The sequence below is a fragment of the Candidatus Eisenbacteria bacterium genome (genome assembly GCA_005893305.1).
In the GTDB taxonomy this organism is placed as follows: domain Bacteria; phylum Eisenbacteria; class RBG-16-71-46; order SZUA-252; family SZUA-252; genus WS-9.
Genome location: VBOZ01000031.1, coordinates 47749 through 65273, shown reverse-complemented (window position 1 = coordinate 65273; position 17525 = coordinate 47749). Strand labels below are relative to the sequence as shown.

At 67.3% G+C, this 17525-nt stretch carries 15 protein-coding genes; 10 read left to right on the top strand and 5 right to left on the bottom strand.

Annotated elements, in window-relative coordinates; all coding sequences use genetic code 11:
- Positions 1-184: 184 nt before the first annotated feature.
- Positions 185-1291, bottom strand: coding sequence for a glycosyltransferase family 1 protein (locus E6K79_10260; GenBank protein TMQ63452.1), 1107 nt, complete (start codon positions 1289-1291; stop codon positions 185-187).
- Here E6K79_10260 and E6K79_10255 point away from each other — a divergent pair.
- The 8 genes from E6K79_10255 (at position 1278) to E6K79_10220 (ending at position 9946) form a co-directional block, all read left to right on the top strand.
- Positions 1278-2609, top strand: coding sequence for a glycosyltransferase (locus tag E6K79_10255; GenBank protein TMQ63451.1), 1332 nt, complete (start codon positions 1278-1280; stop codon positions 2607-2609). The two genes, E6K79_10260 and E6K79_10255, sit on opposite strands and share 14 nt — an antisense overlap.
- Positions 2516-3619: an undecaprenyl/decaprenyl-phosphate alpha-N-acetylglucosaminyl 1-phosphate transferase gene (locus E6K79_10250; GenBank protein TMQ63450.1), complete on the top strand. Its 1104-nt coding sequence runs from the start codon at positions 2516-2518 to the stop codon at positions 3617-3619. The genes E6K79_10255 and E6K79_10250 overlap by 94 nt, the downstream gene beginning before the upstream one ends.
- A gap of 103 nt (positions 3620-3722) precedes the next feature.
- Positions 3723-5405 carry a sigma-54-dependent Fis family transcriptional regulator gene (locus E6K79_10245; protein ID TMQ63449.1) on the top strand — a complete coding sequence of 561 codons (1683 nt, stop codon included), beginning with the start codon at positions 3723-3725 and terminating at the stop codon, positions 5403-5405.
- Entirely contained in the window at positions 5285-6403 is a 1119-nt protein-coding gene (locus tag E6K79_10240; protein ID TMQ63448.1) for a class I SAM-dependent methyltransferase, read from the top strand. The genes E6K79_10245 and E6K79_10240 overlap by 121 nt, the downstream gene beginning before the upstream one ends.
- A gap of 40 nt (positions 6404-6443) precedes the next feature.
- A complete protein-coding gene (locus E6K79_10235; protein ID TMQ63447.1) occupies positions 6444-7628 on the top strand; it encodes a hypothetical protein in 1185 nt (394 codons plus the stop codon).
- Positions 7625-8425 carry a hypothetical protein gene (locus tag E6K79_10230; GenBank protein ID TMQ63446.1) on the top strand — a complete coding sequence of 267 codons (801 nt, stop codon included), beginning with the start codon at positions 7625-7627 and terminating at the stop codon, positions 8423-8425. Before E6K79_10235 ends, E6K79_10230 begins: the two co-directional genes overlap by 4 nt.
- A 1-nt stretch (position 8426) precedes the next feature.
- Positions 8427-9308: a hypothetical protein gene (locus tag E6K79_10225; GenBank protein TMQ63445.1), complete on the top strand. Its 882-nt coding sequence runs from the start codon at positions 8427-8429 to the stop codon at positions 9306-9308.
- Positions 9305-9946, top strand: coding sequence for a hypothetical protein (locus tag E6K79_10220; protein TMQ63444.1), 642 nt, complete (start codon positions 9305-9307; stop codon positions 9944-9946). Before E6K79_10225 ends, E6K79_10220 begins: the two co-directional genes overlap by 4 nt.
- On the opposite strand, the gene E6K79_10215 is transcribed toward E6K79_10220, so the two are convergent.
- From E6K79_10215 to E6K79_10205, 3 genes are read right to left on the bottom strand one after another with little or no spacing between them, the layout of a single operon-like run.
- On the bottom strand, positions 9909-10733 hold the full coding sequence (locus tag E6K79_10215; GenBank protein ID TMQ63443.1) for a response regulator: 825 nt from the start codon (positions 10731-10733) through the stop codon (positions 9909-9911). The genes E6K79_10220 and E6K79_10215 overlap by 38 nt on opposite strands.
- Positions 10708-11136 (bottom strand): response regulator, encoded by a 429-nt coding sequence (locus E6K79_10210; protein TMQ63442.1) that lies wholly within the window; start codon positions 11134-11136, stop codon positions 10708-10710. The genes E6K79_10215 and E6K79_10210 overlap by 26 nt, the downstream gene beginning before the upstream one ends.
- A 7-nt stretch (positions 11137-11143) precedes the next feature.
- Positions 11144-13003, bottom strand: coding sequence for a PAS domain-containing protein (locus E6K79_10205; GenBank protein ID TMQ63441.1), 1860 nt, complete (start codon positions 13001-13003; stop codon positions 11144-11146).
- 198 nt (positions 13004-13201) lie between these two features.
- Between E6K79_10205 and E6K79_10200 the strand changes: the two genes are divergently transcribed.
- A complete protein-coding gene (locus tag E6K79_10200; GenBank protein TMQ63440.1) occupies positions 13202-14449 on the top strand; it encodes a hypothetical protein in 1248 nt (415 codons plus the stop codon).
- Positions 14450-14475: 26 nt separating this feature from the next.
- Positions 14476-15681, top strand: coding sequence for a hypothetical protein (locus tag E6K79_10195; GenBank protein TMQ63439.1), 1206 nt, complete (start codon positions 14476-14478; stop codon positions 15679-15681).
- Positions 15682-15690: 9 nt separating this feature from the next.
- Here E6K79_10195 and E6K79_10190 read toward each other — a convergent pair whose 3' ends face one another.
- Positions 15691-17418 (bottom strand): hypothetical protein, encoded by a 1728-nt coding sequence (locus tag E6K79_10190; GenBank protein ID TMQ63438.1) that lies wholly within the window; start codon positions 17416-17418, stop codon positions 15691-15693.
- Positions 17419-17525 lie beyond the last annotated feature (107 nt).

Below are 17525 nucleotides of genomic sequence, written 5' to 3'. Positions count from 1 at the left end.
AGGCCGCCGGTGATGAGGGCTCGCTTCTCGCGGAAATAGGCCTCGGCCGTGGTCATGACGTGAGGGTGCATCGTACCGAGAACGCACTCACCCGTCCACCTCGCACAGGAAGGTCTTCGTCACGGTTCGCTCGCCCAGGATGTCCTCCAGGTCGTAGCGCGACGACGCTCCGACGCGCATCGGGCTACAGAAGCGGGCGCGCGAGCTCGACGAATTCGCGCATCCGTTGCTCGTAGGTGTGATCGCGGAGCGTGCGCGCCTGGCCGGCTTGCGCGACGGTCGCGCGCTCGTCTTCCCGCGCCAGGTAATGCTCCATGAGATCGGCGCACTCCTCGACGCTCCGGTACGCGGCGACTTCCTTTCCGGGCTCGTAGAGCTGAGGCAGGTTCTCCTTCCAATCCGTGAGCAGTAATGCGCCCACCCCCGTCGCCTCATAGAGACGCATGTTGTTCGCGTAGCGCCCGGCCACGTCGATGTGATGGTTGAGCGCGATGCGAGCGCCCGCCAGCACCTCGTACATCGCGAGACCCCACGCCGGTCCCCGGTAGCACGCGCGAAGTGGAGACCCGCGCGCGAGCTGCTCGAGACCGTAGCCAAACCACTCGATGGGCCGTCGCCTCGCCAGGGTTTCGAAAAATTGGATTCGCTCCTTGTGGGATCGGGAGAGGCCGCCGACGAAGACCGCGTCCCGCGATGCCGCGGGGCCGAGCCGCCGCAGCACCGTGCGCTCGAATCCGAGGTGGAAGAGCTCGCTGCGAATCCCCGATTTGCGGAATGCCTCGACGAAATGCGGCATCGACGAGAGCATGAGGTCGTAGGCGCGAAAGTCCGCCCGCGGAGGGTACGGGCTCGCGATCTGGCCCGTGATCCGCCGCGCGTCGGATCGGATCTCGCGCAGGAACGCTGGATCGGTTGCGGCCGGATCCTGGATGTGAACGATGTCGGGTCGGAATGCCTGAATCTGCGCGCGCAATACTGGGTAGATCCAGCTCTTCGATACCCAAGGGACCGGGATCCCCCCCGGCCCGCGCCGCCGGGTGACACGGTAGCGGAGACCGAGACCGTGCTCGCGGGCCCAGCAGAGCTGGAGTGCCCCCGCGTTCGCGACGACCTCCGTTGCTTCCAACCCGAGCCGGACCAGGTTCGTGGAATAGAAGTCGGCCACCCCGAAGCATTGGTCCATGAGGGCGCGCCATTGCTCCGCGTACGGGCGGCGCTCAAGGCCGGGGCGTTCCGAGTAGAAAGATCGCAGGAAGGCCGGATAGTAGGTATCGACGATGAGAATCTTCACGGCGCGCCGGCGCGAGCGGGAGTGTGAGGCCTGTCATTGGCTCCCAAGACGGCGGAGTCTATCACGACCCGACTCGTGCTACACTGCGGCCATGCGCGTCGTCTTCCTGACCTCCCGCATGCCGTTTCCACCCGAGGGGGGCGACCGCTTCCGCGTCTTCCACTTTCTGCGCACGGCATCCGAAGCGGGCCATGAGGTTCACCTCGTCACATTCGACAGGAGCGTTCCCGAGCCCTCCGCGATCGCGCCGCTCGAACGGCTTCTCGCGTCGATCCGGATCGTGCCGCTCCCGAAGCTTCTCTCGACGCTGCGCTCGGCGAAGGCGCTTCCCACCGGGGAGCCGCTGCAGGCCGCGTACTACCGCTCGAGGCGAATGCGCGAACAGGTCGGCGAGACGCTCCGGCGCGTGCGCCCCGATGTGGTCTACACGCACCTCTTCCGCATGGCCCCCTACGCCATGGAGCGGATGAAGGAGCATCGCACCCGTTGGATTCTTGATCTCACCGACGTCATCTCCGCCGGAATCGCGAGGTCGCTGCCGTTTCGCCGCGGCCCCGATCTCTGGCTCTATCGTGAGGAGATGAGGCGAATCGAACGATTCGAGGCCGCGATCGCGCCCCGCTTCGACGAATGCTGGGTCATCAGCGAGGCGGAGCGCGCGAACCTCGTAGGCCTCGCCCCAGACGCGCGGATCCGCGTCGTCCCCATGGGCCTGGGTCCCGAGCCGTTTCATCCCAACGGACCGCGGGATGCCGCTCGGCTTCTCTTCCTCGGCTTTCACGAGGTGTTCCACAACCGGGACGCGGTGCGTTTCCTGGTGCAGGATGTGTTTCCACGAGTGAGGGCAGCGGTCCCCGAAGCGACTCTCGACATCGTGGGGAGGAGCTCCGGTTCCCTCGGAGCGTGGGCGAGGGGCGACGGGGTGAGGATCATCGGGTATGCGCCGCGCCTCGAGGACGTGCTCATGACGGCCACGGTCTTCGTCGCTCCGCACCGGTTCGCCGCCGGCCTCCAGACCAAGGTGATTCAGGCGCTGGCGAGCGGAATTCCGGTCGTTTCCACGCCCCCAGTGCGGCTCGGTCTCGAGCCGGTCCCAGACGACGTCTTGCGCATTGCGATAGAGCCCGAGGCCCTCGCCGCCCAGATCGTGCAGTTGATTCGCGATCCCGCCGACGCCGCGGCGCTAGGGCAGCGGGGTCGGGCTTGGGCACGCTCCACGTTCACATGGGACATCGCGCTCGAGGCGCTCGAGTCGAACAACGGCGCGCACCCCAAGCCGACGCGGAAGCCCCTGCCCTTCATCCCCGCCGCCGTTTGAGCGGACCGCTTCCGTTCCTTGTCGTGGCGCCGCTCGCGTTCGCGTCGGCGCTCCTCACGACGCCGATTTTCGTCAAGATAGCCCGCACCACCGGTTACCTGGATCACCCCGATCCGCGAAAGTCTCACGCGGAGCCGACGCCGCTTCTCGGCGGCGTCGCGGTCGCGCTCGCGCTCCTTCTCGCCGCCGCGCTCGGGCGCGCCTTCTTTTCGATTCCAATCGCCCTTCCGCGGCCGGGCTTCTTCATCGGCGCGGCCCTGTCCCTCGGAATGGGGCTTCTCGACGACCGGCGCCCGATGCCGCCGCTCGGAAAGCTCGCGGGGCAGCTCGCGGCCGCGCTCTGCCTCGTGCTCTGGGGGCCCCAGGTCGAATGGATCCGCGCGAGTCCGCTCACGCTCGCCGCGGCCATCCTGGGTGTGGTGGCGCTCCTGAACGCGATCAACTTCCTCGACGCGATGGATGGAATCGTGGGCGCCACGGTCCCGATCACCGCGGCCGGGTTCGTGGCGATCGGCCTCCTCCATCACGCGCCGGTCGACTTGATCCTCGCGTGGGGTCTCGTGGGCGCCGGGGCCGGTTTTCTCGTCTACAACGCGCCGCCCGCACGGATCTTTTTGGGCGACGCCGGGAGCCATCTTCTCGGCTTCGCCCTCGCCGCCCTCACTCTCCAAGCGCTCCAGGGGCCGCCCACGATCCCACACTTGTCGGCGGTGGCCCTACTTCTCAGCTACCCGCTCTTCGACGTGATCTTCGTCATCGTCGTTCGCGTTGTCGGAGGTCGTCCGATCTATATCGGAGGAGTCGATCACACGACGCATCGCCTTGGACGACGAAGCGGAAAGTGGGGTGCGCTCGGCATAGTCGCCATAGCGGTAACGCTTAACGTCTGCCTCGGAGTGCTCGTTTGGGGTCTTTCGGACCCGCAACCGGTGATTGCGGCTGTCCTCGTTTCTGGGCTCGGATATGCCATTTTTTGGGCCTACCTGGGACGAATCGGTCCCACCCCCTAGTTCGACATTTGACAAAGAGCTTTTACAGTTGTATAGTCCGGTGGCCGAGGTTCCAACGGAGGGGAGTCGGAGCTCCGCTGGTCACTAACGAGGCCAGAACGCCATGTCGCAGTCCTCAGATCCTCTCCACGATAAGGATCCGGCGGTGCCGGATCTGCCGGAGTTGGATCCACTGGAGCGGTTGAGCCGAGGGCTCACCCAGTGGGAGCGGGAGCTCCTCGCGCAGCCCCGCTCGCCCTCGCGCCCTCGCGCTTCCACCGATCTCGAGCGCGTCAACCACGTCCTCCAGGCCAGCCGTCAAGTCAGCGGAACGCTCGATCTCAACGAGCTTCTGGTCCGCATCGTCGATTCTGTCGTCCAGATCGCCGGCTCCGATCGCGGTTTTCTCATGCTCATGCGCGAGGACGGGAAACTCCACTTCGAGATCGCGCGCAGCCGCGACCAATCGACGCTCCCTCCCGAGGAATTCCAGATCTCGTGGAGCGTCGCCGAGGAAGCAGCGCATCGCCGGGAGACCGTCTGGGTCCCGGATGCCGTCGGCTCGTCCCTCTTCCAGGATCGGAAGAGCGTCCGCGAGCTCTCGCTCCGCACCGTCGTCGCGCTGCCGATCCTGAACGCGGGCCGGGTCCTGGGCGTTCTCTACGTCGACTCGCATTCGATCGCGCACGAATTCACGCCGGAAGACATCGCGATCCTCGAGGGCTTCGCGGCCCAGGTTGCGGTCGCCCTGGAGAACGCGCGCCTTCACGAGCAGCTGAAGGACTCGAAGAACCGGCTGGAGATCGAGAATCTCAACCTGCGCCGGGCGCTGAAAGAGGAGTCGCGGTACGGGCTCCTGGTGGGTCGAAGCCCCAAGATGCTCCGGGTGATCGAGCTCCTGGAACGGGTCATCCCGTCCCAGGTGTCGGTTCTGATTCAAGGAGAGACCGGGACGGGGAAGGAGCTCATCGCTCGGGCGATTCACTTGAACGGCCCGAGGCGGGACAACAACTTCATCGCGGTCAATTGCGGCGCGCTTCCCGAGAATCTTCTCGAGAGCGAGCTCTTCGGATATCGGAAGGGCGCGTTCACGGGCGCGGCCGAGGATCGGGTGGGCCTCTTCGAGGCGGCCGACGGCGGGACGCTCTTCCTGGACGAGGTGGGGGAGATGCCCGGCACGCTCCAGGTCAAGCTCCTCAGGGTGCTCCAGGACTCTCAAATCCGCCGCGTGGGCGACACGGTTTCCCGCCGCGTCGATTTCCGCCTGGTGACGGCGACGAACCGCGATCTCAAAGCGGAGGTGGACGCGGGGCGTTTCCGCCAGGACCTCTTCTACCGGCTCAACGTCGTTCCGATCACGCTGCCCCCGCTCCGCGAGCGGGGCGAGGACGTGCTTCTCCTCGCGCAGCACTTCCTCGAGTTCTTCGCCAAGCAGCAGACCAAGGAGATCCGGGGCCTCACGTCGGAATCCCGCGAATTGCTCCTGCGCCATCCCTGGCTGGGCAACGTCCGCGAGCTGGAGAACGCGATGGCCCGGGCCGTCGCGCTCTCCGACAACGGCGCGATGATCGAGCCCGCGCTCTTCGGGCTGGGCCCGCCGGTCACCCGGCGCTGGGATGGACAGCACACCCTTCGCGAGACGCTCGACGCCGTCGAGGCGGAGACGATCCGTGAGGCGCTGCGCCAATGCGACTCCAATGTCTCGCGGGCGGCCCGCGCGCTCGGGGTCAGCCGGCAGCACCTCCACAATCGGATGAACGCGCACGGCATCCGCCGCTCCCGAATCCTGAGCGAGTCAGCCGGATAGTGTCCGACGTCGCCGCGCGGCGACTGGCGTCGCTTCGCGAAATTCTCATGCAGAGCGACGCGGACCTCCGCGCGCAATTCCCCGAATATTTCCTCACGTATTACTCCTATCTCCGCATCATTCGGAATCCGGCGAGGATCGAGCACATCTTCCAGAAGTGCCGGGAGATGTTCCATTACATGGAATGCGACGGGAAGGACGTCCTCGATCTGGGCGCGGGATTCGGCCTCGAGGCGCTGCTCGTGGCGATCTACGGCGCGCGGCGCGTCGTCGCGACCGAGATCGATCGCGACATGGTCGCGGTCGGGACGTACCTGGCCGAGAAGGTGGACCCCCCGGCCACGAATCTCGAGTCGCGCTTCGGCGACGGAATCGGGATGGAATTTCCCGCCGGCTCGTTCGACGGCGTGATGGCGAACTGCGTCATCTCTCACGTGCGCGACCTGGAGGGATTCCTCCGGGAAGCGCACCGCCTACTCCGGCCGGGCGGCCTCTTCTTCCTGAGCGACGAGAACAACTCCCTCTATCTCCCGGCGCGCCCGCGGAGGCGACGCGGGTGGAAGCGGATGGAGCACGAGCCCGACGGCCCCTACTTCGAGGCCCGGCGCGCGCTGATCGGCGAGCACTTTCCGAACCTCTCCTCAAACCAGCTTCTCGAGGCGACCCGGCGGACGCGCGGCCTCGTGGGGTCGGAGATCCAGGCGGGAGTCCGGGAACTCCTCGAGACGGGGCGCGTGGCGCGCGAGCCCGCGTTCCGCTACCGGGACCCTCGGGACGGCCAGTACCCGGAGCGGGAGCTGAACCCGTTCTGGATGATGCGCAAGTTCCGCGAGGCGGGCCTCGAGCCGGAGATCCTCCCGGCCTTCCTCTCGCGCGGAATCGAGGTCCACCCGAGGCAATGGATCAAGGACTTCCTCCGGTTCTTCTGCTCGCGCTGGCCCGCTCTCTCGGTCTATGTGTGGCCGATCATGAGGCTTCGCGGGCGAAAACCTCGTTGACACCCGCGGGAAGACTCACCTAGGCTCCGCGGTTGTGAGATTGGCGGCAGGGTTATCCCTCCTCGCGCTTCTCGTCGCGGCCCCCAACGCCGCCGCCACGCCGACAGGCACGCTGCCGCCGGCGCCCCCCGAGATTCCAGCGCCGCTCTCCTTTACCGCCGTGGACCGCCCCGGTGACTCGGGGGACGCGATCCTCCTGACGTGGCAGGATCCGCCCGGCCTGCCCGCCGACGCCATGGTCGAGATCCGCCGCGCACAGCCGCCGGCGGACGAATGGACCGAGGTGGCGGAGGTGAAGCCCGGAGTCGGCCGCCATGTCGACACCACGGCCCGCGACGGGAACGTCTACCGATACGAAATCCGCGTCCGCTCGGCCGCGACCGCCGATTCCTCGGGCATCGCCGGGGCCGTGGGCCCGCCCGTGGTGAGCGATCCGGCGGCCTCGCACGACGACTGGTTTCGCTCTGAGCGGACGAACTCGCTGATCGCGGTGGTCCTCTTCATCGGGATCATCCTGGGCTCGATCGGCGTGGCCCGGTCCGGGAAGAACATCTTCATCCGGAAAATCGCGGGGCTGAACGCTCTCGACGAAGCGATCGGGCGCGCGACCGAGATCGGGAAGAAGGTGATGTACATCCCCGGCAGCGCAAGCATGGACGACATCCAGAGTGTGGCCTCGATCGCGATCCTGGGGAACGTGGCGCGCGCGACCGCGCGGTACGGCGCCGACCTGGACGTCCCGAACAAGGATCCGCTCACCTTCGCTTCCGCGCTCGAGGCGGTCCGCGGGGCGTATCTGGCGGAAGGAAGGCCGGACCTTTTCCGCGAGGAGATGGTCAACTACGTCACCTACGACCAGTTCGCCTTCACGGCGGCGGTCTCCGCGAGGATGATCCGGGAGAGGCCCGCCGCGATCTTCCTCATCGGCTACTTTTACGCGGAGTCCCTGATCCTCGCCGAGACGGGTCAATCCGTGGGCGCGATCCAGATCGCCGGCCAAGCGGATCCCACCCAGCTTCCGTTCTTCGTCGCGACCTGCGATTACACGCTGATCGGTGAGGAGCTCTACGCCGCGAGCGCCTATTTGACGCGGGAGCCGGTGCTGCTTGGCTCGGTGCGCGGGCAGGACATCGCAAAGGCGATCCTCATCGTTCTCGGGATCCTGGGCATCGCGGCCGCGAGCTTCGGCGTGCACGGGGTCGCTGACCTCTTCCGGACCCAATGAACCTCGAATTCGGCCGCGTCACGCTGGTCATCCTGTTCGCGATCGTCCCCATCGTCGGATTCTTCCTGGGGCTGCGGGCTCCGGCGCTCCGGAGCCGGATCCCGATCTTCGTCGGTGTCTTCGCGGGATTGATCCCGATCCTCTCCATGTACGTACCCAAGAAATTCATCGCCGGCCCGACGGGGATGAGCCCAAGGCTCGATCAATGGCTCATCATCCTGGCTGGCTTCGCGCTCCTCCTCGGGATCGTGAACGTGCTCCAAAACAATATGCGGAAGATCTCGCGCCGCGAAACGGGCTGGCCCTTCTCGGTCGTGCTCCTGATCGGGCTCTTCGTGACCGGCGGCTTCGGGATCTACGGGGGCATCTCGGGGCAGGGAATCGGGATCGCCGCCGACGGAACGCCGACGCCGTTCCAATACGTGACCAACTGGTTCTTCCAGCCGCTCCAATCGACGATTTTCTCGCTTCTGGCCTTCTTCATGGCGAGCGCCGCGTTCCGGGCGTTCCGCGCGCGAAACACCGAGGCGACGATCCTCCTCGTCGCGGCCGCCCTCATCATGATGGGCCGCGTTCCGCTGCTGGAGCTTCTCGCCGCTCCGATTCCCTCCATCCAGCCGGCCGCGGCAGCCGCGAGCCAGGGTCTCGGCAAGCTGACCGAGTGGATCATGCAGACGCCGAACGGCGCCGCGCAGTCGGGGATCATCATCGGCGCGGCCCTGGGCGCCGCATCGATGGCGCTCCGCGTCATCCTCGGCATCGAGCGCGGCTACCTGGGCCTGGGGAAGGGGGACTAGGGTGGCGGGATTCTTCGATCGGATCGTCAACCTCGACCGGCGGTGGATCTTCCTCATCGTGCTGCTGAGCGTCGCGACGCCGATCGTGATCCCGATCGGGCTCCCCGTGACCACGACCGGCCCGACGCGGGCGGCGTTCGAATTCATCGAGGCGCTCCACGAAGGCGACGTCGTCCTGATCTCCTTCGACTACGGTCCGTCTTCCGCGCCCGAGAACGATCCGATGGCCGAGGCGGTCATGCGCCAGTGCGCTCTGAAGAAGCTCCGCTTCATCGTCTGCGCGCTCTATCCGCTCGGCGGCCTTGGGCTCGCCAACAACGTGGTCGCGAAGATCACGGAGGAGCTCCCGAACCTTCGGGACGGCGTCGACTACGTCAACTTGGGATACAAGGACGGGGCCGCTGCCGTGATGCGCCACATGGGCGAGGACATCGCCGGGGCCTTTCCGACCGATGTCCACGGCAAGCCCATCTCCGAGATTCCGCTCATGAAGGGGGTCCACGACCTCCGGCAGGTGAAGGTCGTCTTCACGGCCGCGACCGGGATTATCGGGGAGTGGTGGATCACGCAGGTCCATCCCCAGGTGGGGATACCCGTCATCATCGGGCCGACGGCGGTGGGCGCCCCCAAGTACTATGCCTACCTCAACTCGGGGCAGCTCGTCGGCATGGTGGGCGGGATGAAGGGTGCGGCCGAGTACGAGAGCCTCCTTCGGGCCCGATACCCCCAGCTGGCGACGTTCTACACGACCACGCGCGCCTTCACGGCGACCAAGGGGATGGACGGGCAGACCGTGCTCCACACGGTCATCCTTCTTCTCCTGCTCCTCGGCAACGTCGCCTATTTCCGGCAGCGCAGGGCGAGCGCGAAAGCGAGGGCGTGAGCGGAATGCACCCTCCCGAGATCGGCGTCTGGATCGCGGCGTTCCTGACGATCGCGTGCCTCACGTTCCTCTACAAGGACAACCCCTTCTTCCGTTTCGCGGAGAGCCTCTTCGCCGGCGTCTCGCTCGGCTACTACGTCGGGATCGTTCTGAACCAAACGCTTCTGCCAAACCTCTTCGCGCCGATGCGGGAGGATTTCGGCCAGAACTGGGACCTGGTGGTTCCCGGGCTGCTGGGCGTCCTCCTCTACATGAGGTACGCGCCGAAGATCGGGTGGGTCTCGCGGTACGCGCTCGCGATCTACGTGGCGTACTACATCGGGCTGGATTTCACGAGGAAGATCCACGGGGAGGTGCTGCCGCAGCTAGCCCGAGCCATCCTGCCCCTCTCGAGCCTCGACCGGGCGACGTTCTTCTCGCTCGTCTACGTTTTGGGGGTCTTCAGCGTCCTGGTCTACTTCTTCTTCTCGAGGGAGCAGGGACCGATCACGAGGCGAATCTCGCGTCTCGGAATCTGGTTCCTCATGATCTCCTTCGGCGCCGCGTTCGGGTTCACGGTGATGGGGCGCGTGGCGCTCCTCATCGGGCGGCTGAACTTCCTCATTCTGGACTGGATCTACCCGACTCTGGGGATTTGACGGCCGGATTCGTCTCGGGGCCCTTCGCCTCGGGCGCACCCTTGGCCGGCCCGCCGCCGATCCCTGCTTGGCCCTTCCCCGCCTCCTGCCCTTTCGCCGCCCCGCCATCGGGCGACGCCTTGAAGTTGACCATCGGAACCGTCGTCTTGTTCCCGGCTGGATATTCGACCGTCACGATGTCGCGGAGCGCCGCGATCCGGTGCGTGAGCCCAGCGATCGTCTCCGTCGCCGCCCGGATGCGAGCGACTTTGTCCCGGGTCTCGGGCGGCAGGCCGGGGTGGACGAATAGGAGCTGGGCGTTGCCCTGGATCACTTGCAGGGGATTGTTGATCTCGTGGTTCAAGGCGACCGCCATGGCCGAGACCGCCTTCATCCGCTCCGCGCGGAGACGCTCCTCGGAGGCCTGATTGACGGCGAGCGCGTTCCGAACCTTGATCGGGAGCTGGAAGCGAATGTCCCACTCGGTGAGCGGCTTCATGAAGTAGTCCGCCGCTCCGAGCGTCAGGCTCCGCTCGATGTCGTCGGGCGCGGTCGACGCGCTGGCCACGAGCACGGGAATGTCCCGAAGCCGATCGTTCTTCTTGACCGCCAGGAGGACATCGAACCCGTTCGGCGACGGCATCATCAGGTCGAGGAGGATGAGATCGATCTTCTGCTTCTCGAGAATCTCGAGCGCCTGATTTCCGTTCTCGGCCTCGAGAAATTCGTATTCGCCCTGACGCAGGACCATGCGCAGGAGCTTCCGATTATGAGCCTCGTCGTCAACGAGGAGCAGGTGGTGTGGCATTTGCCCCCTTCTCGAGCAGCGCGCGGATCCGGCTGATCAGCTCGTCGGCGCTCACGATCGGTTTGGAAATGTAGTCATCGGCTCCGGAATCTTTAAGAAATCGTTCCCGCGAGCCCTTCATGGCGTGCGCGGTCGCCAACAAGATTGGCACGCGCTTCGTCTCGGGATCGCTCTTCAGCCGCCTGCAGATCTCCAGACCGTCGACGGGAACCCCGTCCCAGAGGCTGTTCGAGAGCGACACGTCCATGATGATCAGGTCCGCCCCTCCCGACCGCGCTTGGGCGACGACGTGCGCGGGATCCTCCGTCACCTCCACCTCGAACTGCGCCGCCCGGGTGAGGATGAGCTGGAAGAGCTTCGCGTTCATCGGATCGTCTTCCACTACCAGGATGCGTGTCGCCATAGGCTCCTCATGGAACTTCATCGCGGGAACCGATCAGGGCCGGAAAGGCCAGTGTCACCCGCGTCCCTTGGTCTATTCCCTCGCTCTCCACGCTGATCGTGCCGCCCATATTCTTCAGCAGTGCCTGCGTGATCACGAGTCCGAGACCGGTGCCGGAGTGCCGTCGCCTGTACGACGAGTCGACTTGGCTGAATTTCCTGAAGAGCCTCGACCGGTGCTCGGGAGCGATTCCGATCCCGGTATCCTCGATCAGGACGCGCGCCTCTTCGGTTGCCTCATCGCGCCAGGCCCGGATCCTCACCTCTCCCTTTTCGGTAAACTTGACCGCGTTCCCAAGCAAGTTCAGCAATACTTGGCGCAACCGGGCAGGGTCCAGGGTCACGTCGAGGGGCTCTATGGGAATGTCCACCAAGAGGTTGAGCCCCTTTTGCGCCGCCAGGGGCCGAACGGCCTCCAGCGCGGACTGAACAGCCGGACGGAGGTCCCCGGCGATCAGCCGAAGCTCGAAGCGTCCGGCCGCGACCTTGGCCAGATCGAGGAGGTCGTTGATGACCCCGAGGAGGTGCTCGGCCGCTTCCCGAATCGAGCGCGCGAACTCACGACCTTCCTCCGGGGTCTTGTGTACGCCCTGCTCCAGGAGCGTCGCGAATCCGATCACCGCGTTCAGAGGAGTGCGGAGCTCGTGCGAGGTGTTCGCGAGGTAGTCGTTCTGCAGCTGTTGCGCCTCCTCCAGCTCCCGATTGACCCCTTGGAGCTTCCGGTTCACGAGCGCGAGCTCCTCCGTGCGGCCGCGAAGCTCGCGTTCCTGCTCGTGCCGATCGGTGACGTCCCGCCCCACGAGGACCATCGCCTTGAGCGCGTTTCGCCGGTCGAACGCGGCCGAGAGACGTACCTCGGCGGGGAAGCGGGTTCCGTCCGTGCGGAGGAGCCAGACCACGCCCGAGAACTCGCCCGCCGACCGGGCCAAATCGAAGAGCGTGGCGCCGCTCGTCTCGGGACTCGTCAGGACCGCGAGCTGGTCGAGCCGGGTTCCGACGAGAGCCCCGGAGGCGGCGCCGAGCGCGCGCTCGGCGGCGGCGTTCGCGTGCGTGATCTCGCCCAGGAGATCGAGCCCGAGGAGGATCTCGCCCGTGCTCATCATGTAGGAGGCGAGGAGCTGATCGCGGTGCTCGAGTCGAAGCCGCTTCAATCCTGTGAGGAACTGCGCGCCGATCCAGCGAAGAAGCGCGCCGCGCTCGGAATCGAGCGCGCTCCCGCTCGGTAGGAAGCACTGGAGCACGGCCGGAAGGTCGCCCTGGTCGGCGAGCGGAATCGAAACCACGACCGGCCGAGGGCCAAGGCCGTTCGTCATCGTGGGGAATCGCCACTCCGGTACGGCGTCGGGATCCCGCACGATCTGCATTTCACCGAGCCAGGCCGCCCGGCTCGCGGGTGAGCGGGCGTCGGGGCCGACCGCGTCCGGAAGAAGCTCCGCCTCGGACCCTTCCGGCAGCCCTCGCGTCGCCGCGACCGCGAACTCACCCCGTCCCGCGCGGTGGAGGTAGATCGCCCAGTGCGGGAGCCCGGTTCCTTTCGCGATCTCGTCGAGTCCCTGGCGGATCAGCTCCTCCTCGGTGTCGGCCCGGGACATCATCTCGGCGACCCGATAGATGCTGAGCTGCGCCTGGAGCGCGTGAATCCGCTCGATTTCCGCCCGGCGGCCGCGGTAGCGCGTCAAGGCCAGGGCGGCGAGCACCGGCGCCGCCAGGAACCCGATCCACGGCGCGCCCAGGCTCCACGTCGCGGTTACGGCGCAAGCGCAAAGGAGAAGCGCCACGCTCGCGTCCCCGATCGCCGCGCTTCGAATCTGCGCGGTGCGGCTGGGCATGCCCGGAGTTGCGGGCGCGGGGCTTCGAGCATGGGCGCTGCGTTTCGGGATTCGCACCGCGTTACCCTCTGTGGCGACGGACGATGAGTCGGACAGAGTATCGGCACCGGGCGAGTGGAACTGGAGCGGCGCAGCATGGTTTTTGGAGATGGACCTTCCCGGTAGCGTTCGAAACCACAAGGAATTATCATTCCGCCCGTGCGACCGACCCGTCTCCTCATGGCCGCCCTCATCCTCCCCGCCTCGATACTCCTTTGCGGCTGCTCGAACAGAGTCGACCGCATCGTGGGGAACGAGCGGCTGATCCGTGGTCCGGGAGGTCTGGGCACCACCGTCAGCGTCGTGGGCTTTACGGACCGCGACTCGCACCTGCCGCGAAATACCGCGAACTTCGGACCGGCCCTCCTGCTCGGCCAGTCCGGATCGTTCGACGCCCTCGCGCTCTTCAAGGTCTCGACGTGGAGGCTCCCGGCGCTGACCCTGACCGGGTTCACGCCGATCGCGGTCCACTTCGTGCTCCCACAGCGCCAAATTCTTGGGGGAGGCACGGGCTCGATCTCCGCGGGTCTCTCGCTCACTTCGGTGGCGTGGGATTCCAGCGTCGCCTGGCCCGGGCCCGTCCTCGGCGCCTCCCTCGGCTCCACGAACTTCGACTTCGTCGGCGCGCTGCGGGTCAATCTGGGCCCGAGCGGGTTCAGCGAGGTTCAGTCGTGGGCGGCCGATCCCTCGCTCGCCCCCGGCTTCGCGCTCGCTCGATCGTCGAGCGGCAGCGTGGGTAGCTTCGACCCGAGCGGCGCGGTCTTTCGCATCTTCTACCAGTACACGGGTACGGACAGCACCGAGACCGACAGCATCGACACGCACATGTCACTGAGCGCCTACGTCCATGGCCCCATGAACCCGCCCCCGACGGGCACCGAGACCGCGATGATCTTCGGCGGCGAATTCGAGTGTGGCCTCGCGCTCCGCGCGCCCGTGCCCACGATCACGGACGGAAGCTCGGTCAACGAGCTTCGATTCCTGCTCCCGGTGACCGGGACGGCTCCGGCGATCAACGGCGTCGCCATGCCCGACACCGCGATCCTCTCGGTCGACATCTATCGAATCCGCGCGCCCTGGACGGAAGGGGTCACCGACCAAGCCGCGCTCACGACCGACGCGAGCCCCGTCTCGCACCTGATCCTGCCGCAGTTCCTCACGGCGCAGGACACCGCGCTCTCGATTCCCTTGCCGCGCGTGTTGACCCGGGAATGGGGCGCCGATTCGACGACCAACCAAGGGGTCTTGATCCGGATCCGGGACGTGACGGTTCGCCCCTCGATCGACGTGTTCAGGATTGCGCAGACGCCGGGAGAAAGCCCTTCGTTCCTGATCGGATCGCGGGAGTCGACGCGGCCTCCGGTTCTTCGCTTCAGCACCACCACGCCTCCCCCGGGTCGGTTCTGATCGCGCGCCGCCGAATTTCAACGCGGGTGCTCCCGCTCGCGGTCCTCGCCCTCGCGTCGGCGCTCGCGTCGGGCGCTCCCCCGGCGCGCGCGAATTCGGTCTTCTCCGCCGGGGGGCTCGGTGAGCCCTCGCTCGAGGAGAACGCGCGGCTGCGCGCTCTCGGCGGCGCCGGGGCGGCGGAGCACGGTCCGAGTGCCTTCTCGATGGTCAATCCGGCGTCGATCGCGGAGGCTCGCTACCTTTCGATCGAAGCCACCATGCTGTCGACGCGGCGGAGCGTCTCGACCACCGACTTTGGCAGCGAGTCGGCCTATGAGGCCGCGTTTCCCTCCATCCGCCTCGTCGTCCGCCTTCCGGGAGGGACCGTTCTGGGTGGAAGCTACCTCGCCGGCACCGACGGACAGTTCCAGGTCGACCGGGCGGAGACCACCGGCGCCGTATCGCGCCTTCGCATCGAGGGGACCGGCGGAATCAATTTCGCGCGGGTGACCCTCGCGCGGCCGATAACGGGCGCAATTCGGGCGGGCGTCGATTTCGACGTCGTCGGCGGAAGCTATCGCGAGGAGTGGCGCCGTGACTTCTCCGGCCCCACGCTCGCGCAGGCTCGCGACACGCTGGAAGCGGATTGGGATCGCTTCGGTCGCTGGCGGCTCGGACTCCAGTACGCCCGCGAGCGATTCGCGCTGGGCGCCGTCTATGAGACCGCGCGGCGGCTTCCGTTGACGTACCGCCAGCGCACGACCGGATCGGAGGTCAAGACGACGGGCCGAACGCTCCAGATTCCGGACGGCTACGTGGCCGGATTCAGCGTAGCCTTGGGGGACCGCGGCCGCGTCGTGGGGCAGTACCGGCGCCAGAATTGGAACGACGAGTCGTTGAAGAGCGATCTCGTGGACTTCCGGGCGCTGCAGCGCTATTCGATCGGGTTCGAGCGCGCGGCCACGACCATGGGAGGCGGTTTCGGCAAGCTACCGCTTCGCATCGGAGCGACGTTCTTGAAGTGGCCGGATTTGTTGCCGCGGGCCGGAGCCGCGGACGTCTCCGGCGGGGTCGCTCCCGTGGACGAGTGGGCCGTCTCGATCGGCTCGGGGCTTTTGACCCCGGACAGGGGCGGCTCCTTCGACTTCAGCTTGGAGGGAGGGAGGCGCGGGAACCAGGACGAGCTGGGCGCGCGCGAAACCTTCCTCCGCTTCGCGCTATCGCTCCGCGTCAGCGACGAGACCTGGAAGTAAGCGCTTCATCTACGATCGACTGACCACTCCCGGAGCGCTCGGCTCCAGGGACGCATCGATCCGTCGCTCCTGGCGGGCGGGCGCGGGCGCGCCGCAGTGCCCACACCGTTTGAGGCCCCGCAGGCGCTCCACGTAATCCACGACGGTGCTGACGAGCCACGCGTGCGCCGCCATCGAGGGCGACGCGGACGTCGTCTCGCCTCGGTACGGGTGGAGCTGCTCGGGCAACGCCCCCCATCCTTCCGCGCGCGCCGAGCACCAGAGGAGGAGCGTTCGCGCGGCATCGAGGTCCTGAGGCCGCTGCGCCGTACGGATCGAGTGCTGCGCCATCCATAGCGTGGCTGCGATCGATGGGTTCCCAGGCACCTCGGCCAGATCCGTTCCCACCGATCCTAGCGGATCGCGCTCGTATCGGGCGATCCCGCCGACGCCCGTCCGCACCCAGAGCGCGCCGCGCGTCGCCTCCACGGTGGCACGAACCTTGGAATCCTCGGCCTCCACTCCGTCGAGAAGTCCGACCCAAAGGAGCGATGCGTCGATCGTCGGGTCGGGCCGAAGCGAACGCCCCTCCCTGACGAGCGAGCGGGCGAAGCGCCCCCACTCCGGGCGGTAGAGCTCGCGCGTCAGGGCGCGCCCCACCTGATCCCCCACCGCCGACCAGGCGCGCGCGCGCTGAACGTCCCCGAACGAAGCCGCGAGGCGCGCCGCTCCCCTCAGACCCCCGCGCACCGCCGCCGCGGTCGAGGCGTGAAACCCGGGGCGCTCGCCCCAGAGGTCGTACGACGCGGGAAGCTGGGTCGCCGCGTCGAGCGATCCGACGAGGCGCTCGGCGGTGGGTACGAGAAAATCATGGAAAAGAGGCGCTACTTCCTCGACGTCGCGCCCTCGCTCGAAATGGCGGGCGAGAGCCCAGAGCGGAAGCGCCAGCGCGTCGGGGTCGGCCGCGGCCCCGACCGGAGCGCCCGCGGCATCCACGACCGCGTGGAGCGTGCCCGCCTCGGCGGCGGTGCGCGCCGTGAACTCGAAATAGCGTCGTGCGGCCGAATGGTAGCCGGCGCTGTCGAGCGCGTCGGCGGCGACTGCCGCGTCGCGGTGCCAGCACCAGCGATAGTCCGTCCTCGCCGCGCCGGGGGGCGCCGTCTCGATCCCCGAGAGGATCGCTCCGCCCGGGGTCTGGTGGAGCCGTAGGAGCACGAGGCTTCGGTGGTAGAGCGTCGCGATGTCCTCGGGCAGATCGAGAAGGTCGCGCGCTCCCTGGCTCAGCCAGAGATTCCAGTGCGCGCGCGTCCTCGCGAGCGACCCGGCGATTCCGAGCCGGCGGAACGCCTCATCGCGGCCGCGGGCCTCGTCCAGCGTCTCCCCGGTCGCGATCGTGACCGTGACCATGCACGAGGCGCCGGGCGCCAAGGGGATCGGGGCTCCGACAAGGGAATCGACGCGGCCGCGGGCCTGGGCCGGGCCTTCGATGCGGCCGCCCTCCGGCATGGCCTCCGCGCCCGGGGCGTCGTCCGATCCGCGGGACGCGATTCGCCACAGGGGAACCCCCGGGCCGTCGACCGTTTCCATGTTGATGAGGACGAAGCGCCGCGCCGCGTGGTGGAGGATCCCGCACGATGAGCCCTCGCGAAACGCGGTCTCGTGGGGCTCGCCCGCGGCGAGCCTCAGGTCATGGTGGAAGAGGAGTCGTAGGTCGCGGAACCGTTCGGAGCTGTTCGTGACCTGGACGCGCCGGACCACGACCCCGAGCGGGATGTCGACGAAAGCCTCGACCCATAGCTCGAGCTCCAGCTCCGAGGAGACAAAGGCCAGGCCGACGATGGGCGCGTCGCCCCCCTCGACCGACC

What these genes read in the sequence shown, in the direction of transcription:
- E6K79_10215 (TMQ63443.1), bottom strand. Translation starts at nt 10,733, where the DNA reads ATGCCACACCACCTGCTCCTCGTTGACGACGAGGCTCATAATCGGAAG.
- E6K79_10250 (TMQ63450.1), top strand. Translation starts at nt 2,516, where the DNA reads ATGGGACATCGCGCTCGAGGCGCTCGAGTCGAACAACGGCGCGCACCC.
- E6K79_10210 (TMQ63442.1), bottom strand. Translation starts at nt 11,136, where the DNA reads ATGGCGACACGCATCCTGGTAGTGGAAGACGATCCGATGAACGCGAAG.
- E6K79_10240 (TMQ63448.1), top strand. Translation starts at nt 5,285, where the DNA reads ATGCGACTCCAATGTCTCGCGGGCGGCCCGCGCGCTCGGGGTCAGCCG.
- E6K79_10230 (TMQ63446.1), top strand. Translation starts at nt 7,625, where the DNA reads ATGAACCTCGAATTCGGCCGCGTCACGCTGGTCATCCTGTTCGCGATC.
- E6K79_10255 (TMQ63451.1), top strand. Translation starts at nt 1,278, where the DNA reads ATGAGAATCTTCACGGCGCGCCGGCGCGAGCGGGAGTGTGAGGCCTGT.
- E6K79_10245 (TMQ63449.1), top strand. Translation starts at nt 3,723, where the DNA reads ATGTCGCAGTCCTCAGATCCTCTCCACGATAAGGATCCGGCGGTGCCG.
- E6K79_10205 (TMQ63441.1), bottom strand. Translation starts at nt 13,003, where the DNA reads ATGCCCAGCCGCACCGCGCAGATTCGAAGCGCGGCGATCGGGGACGCG.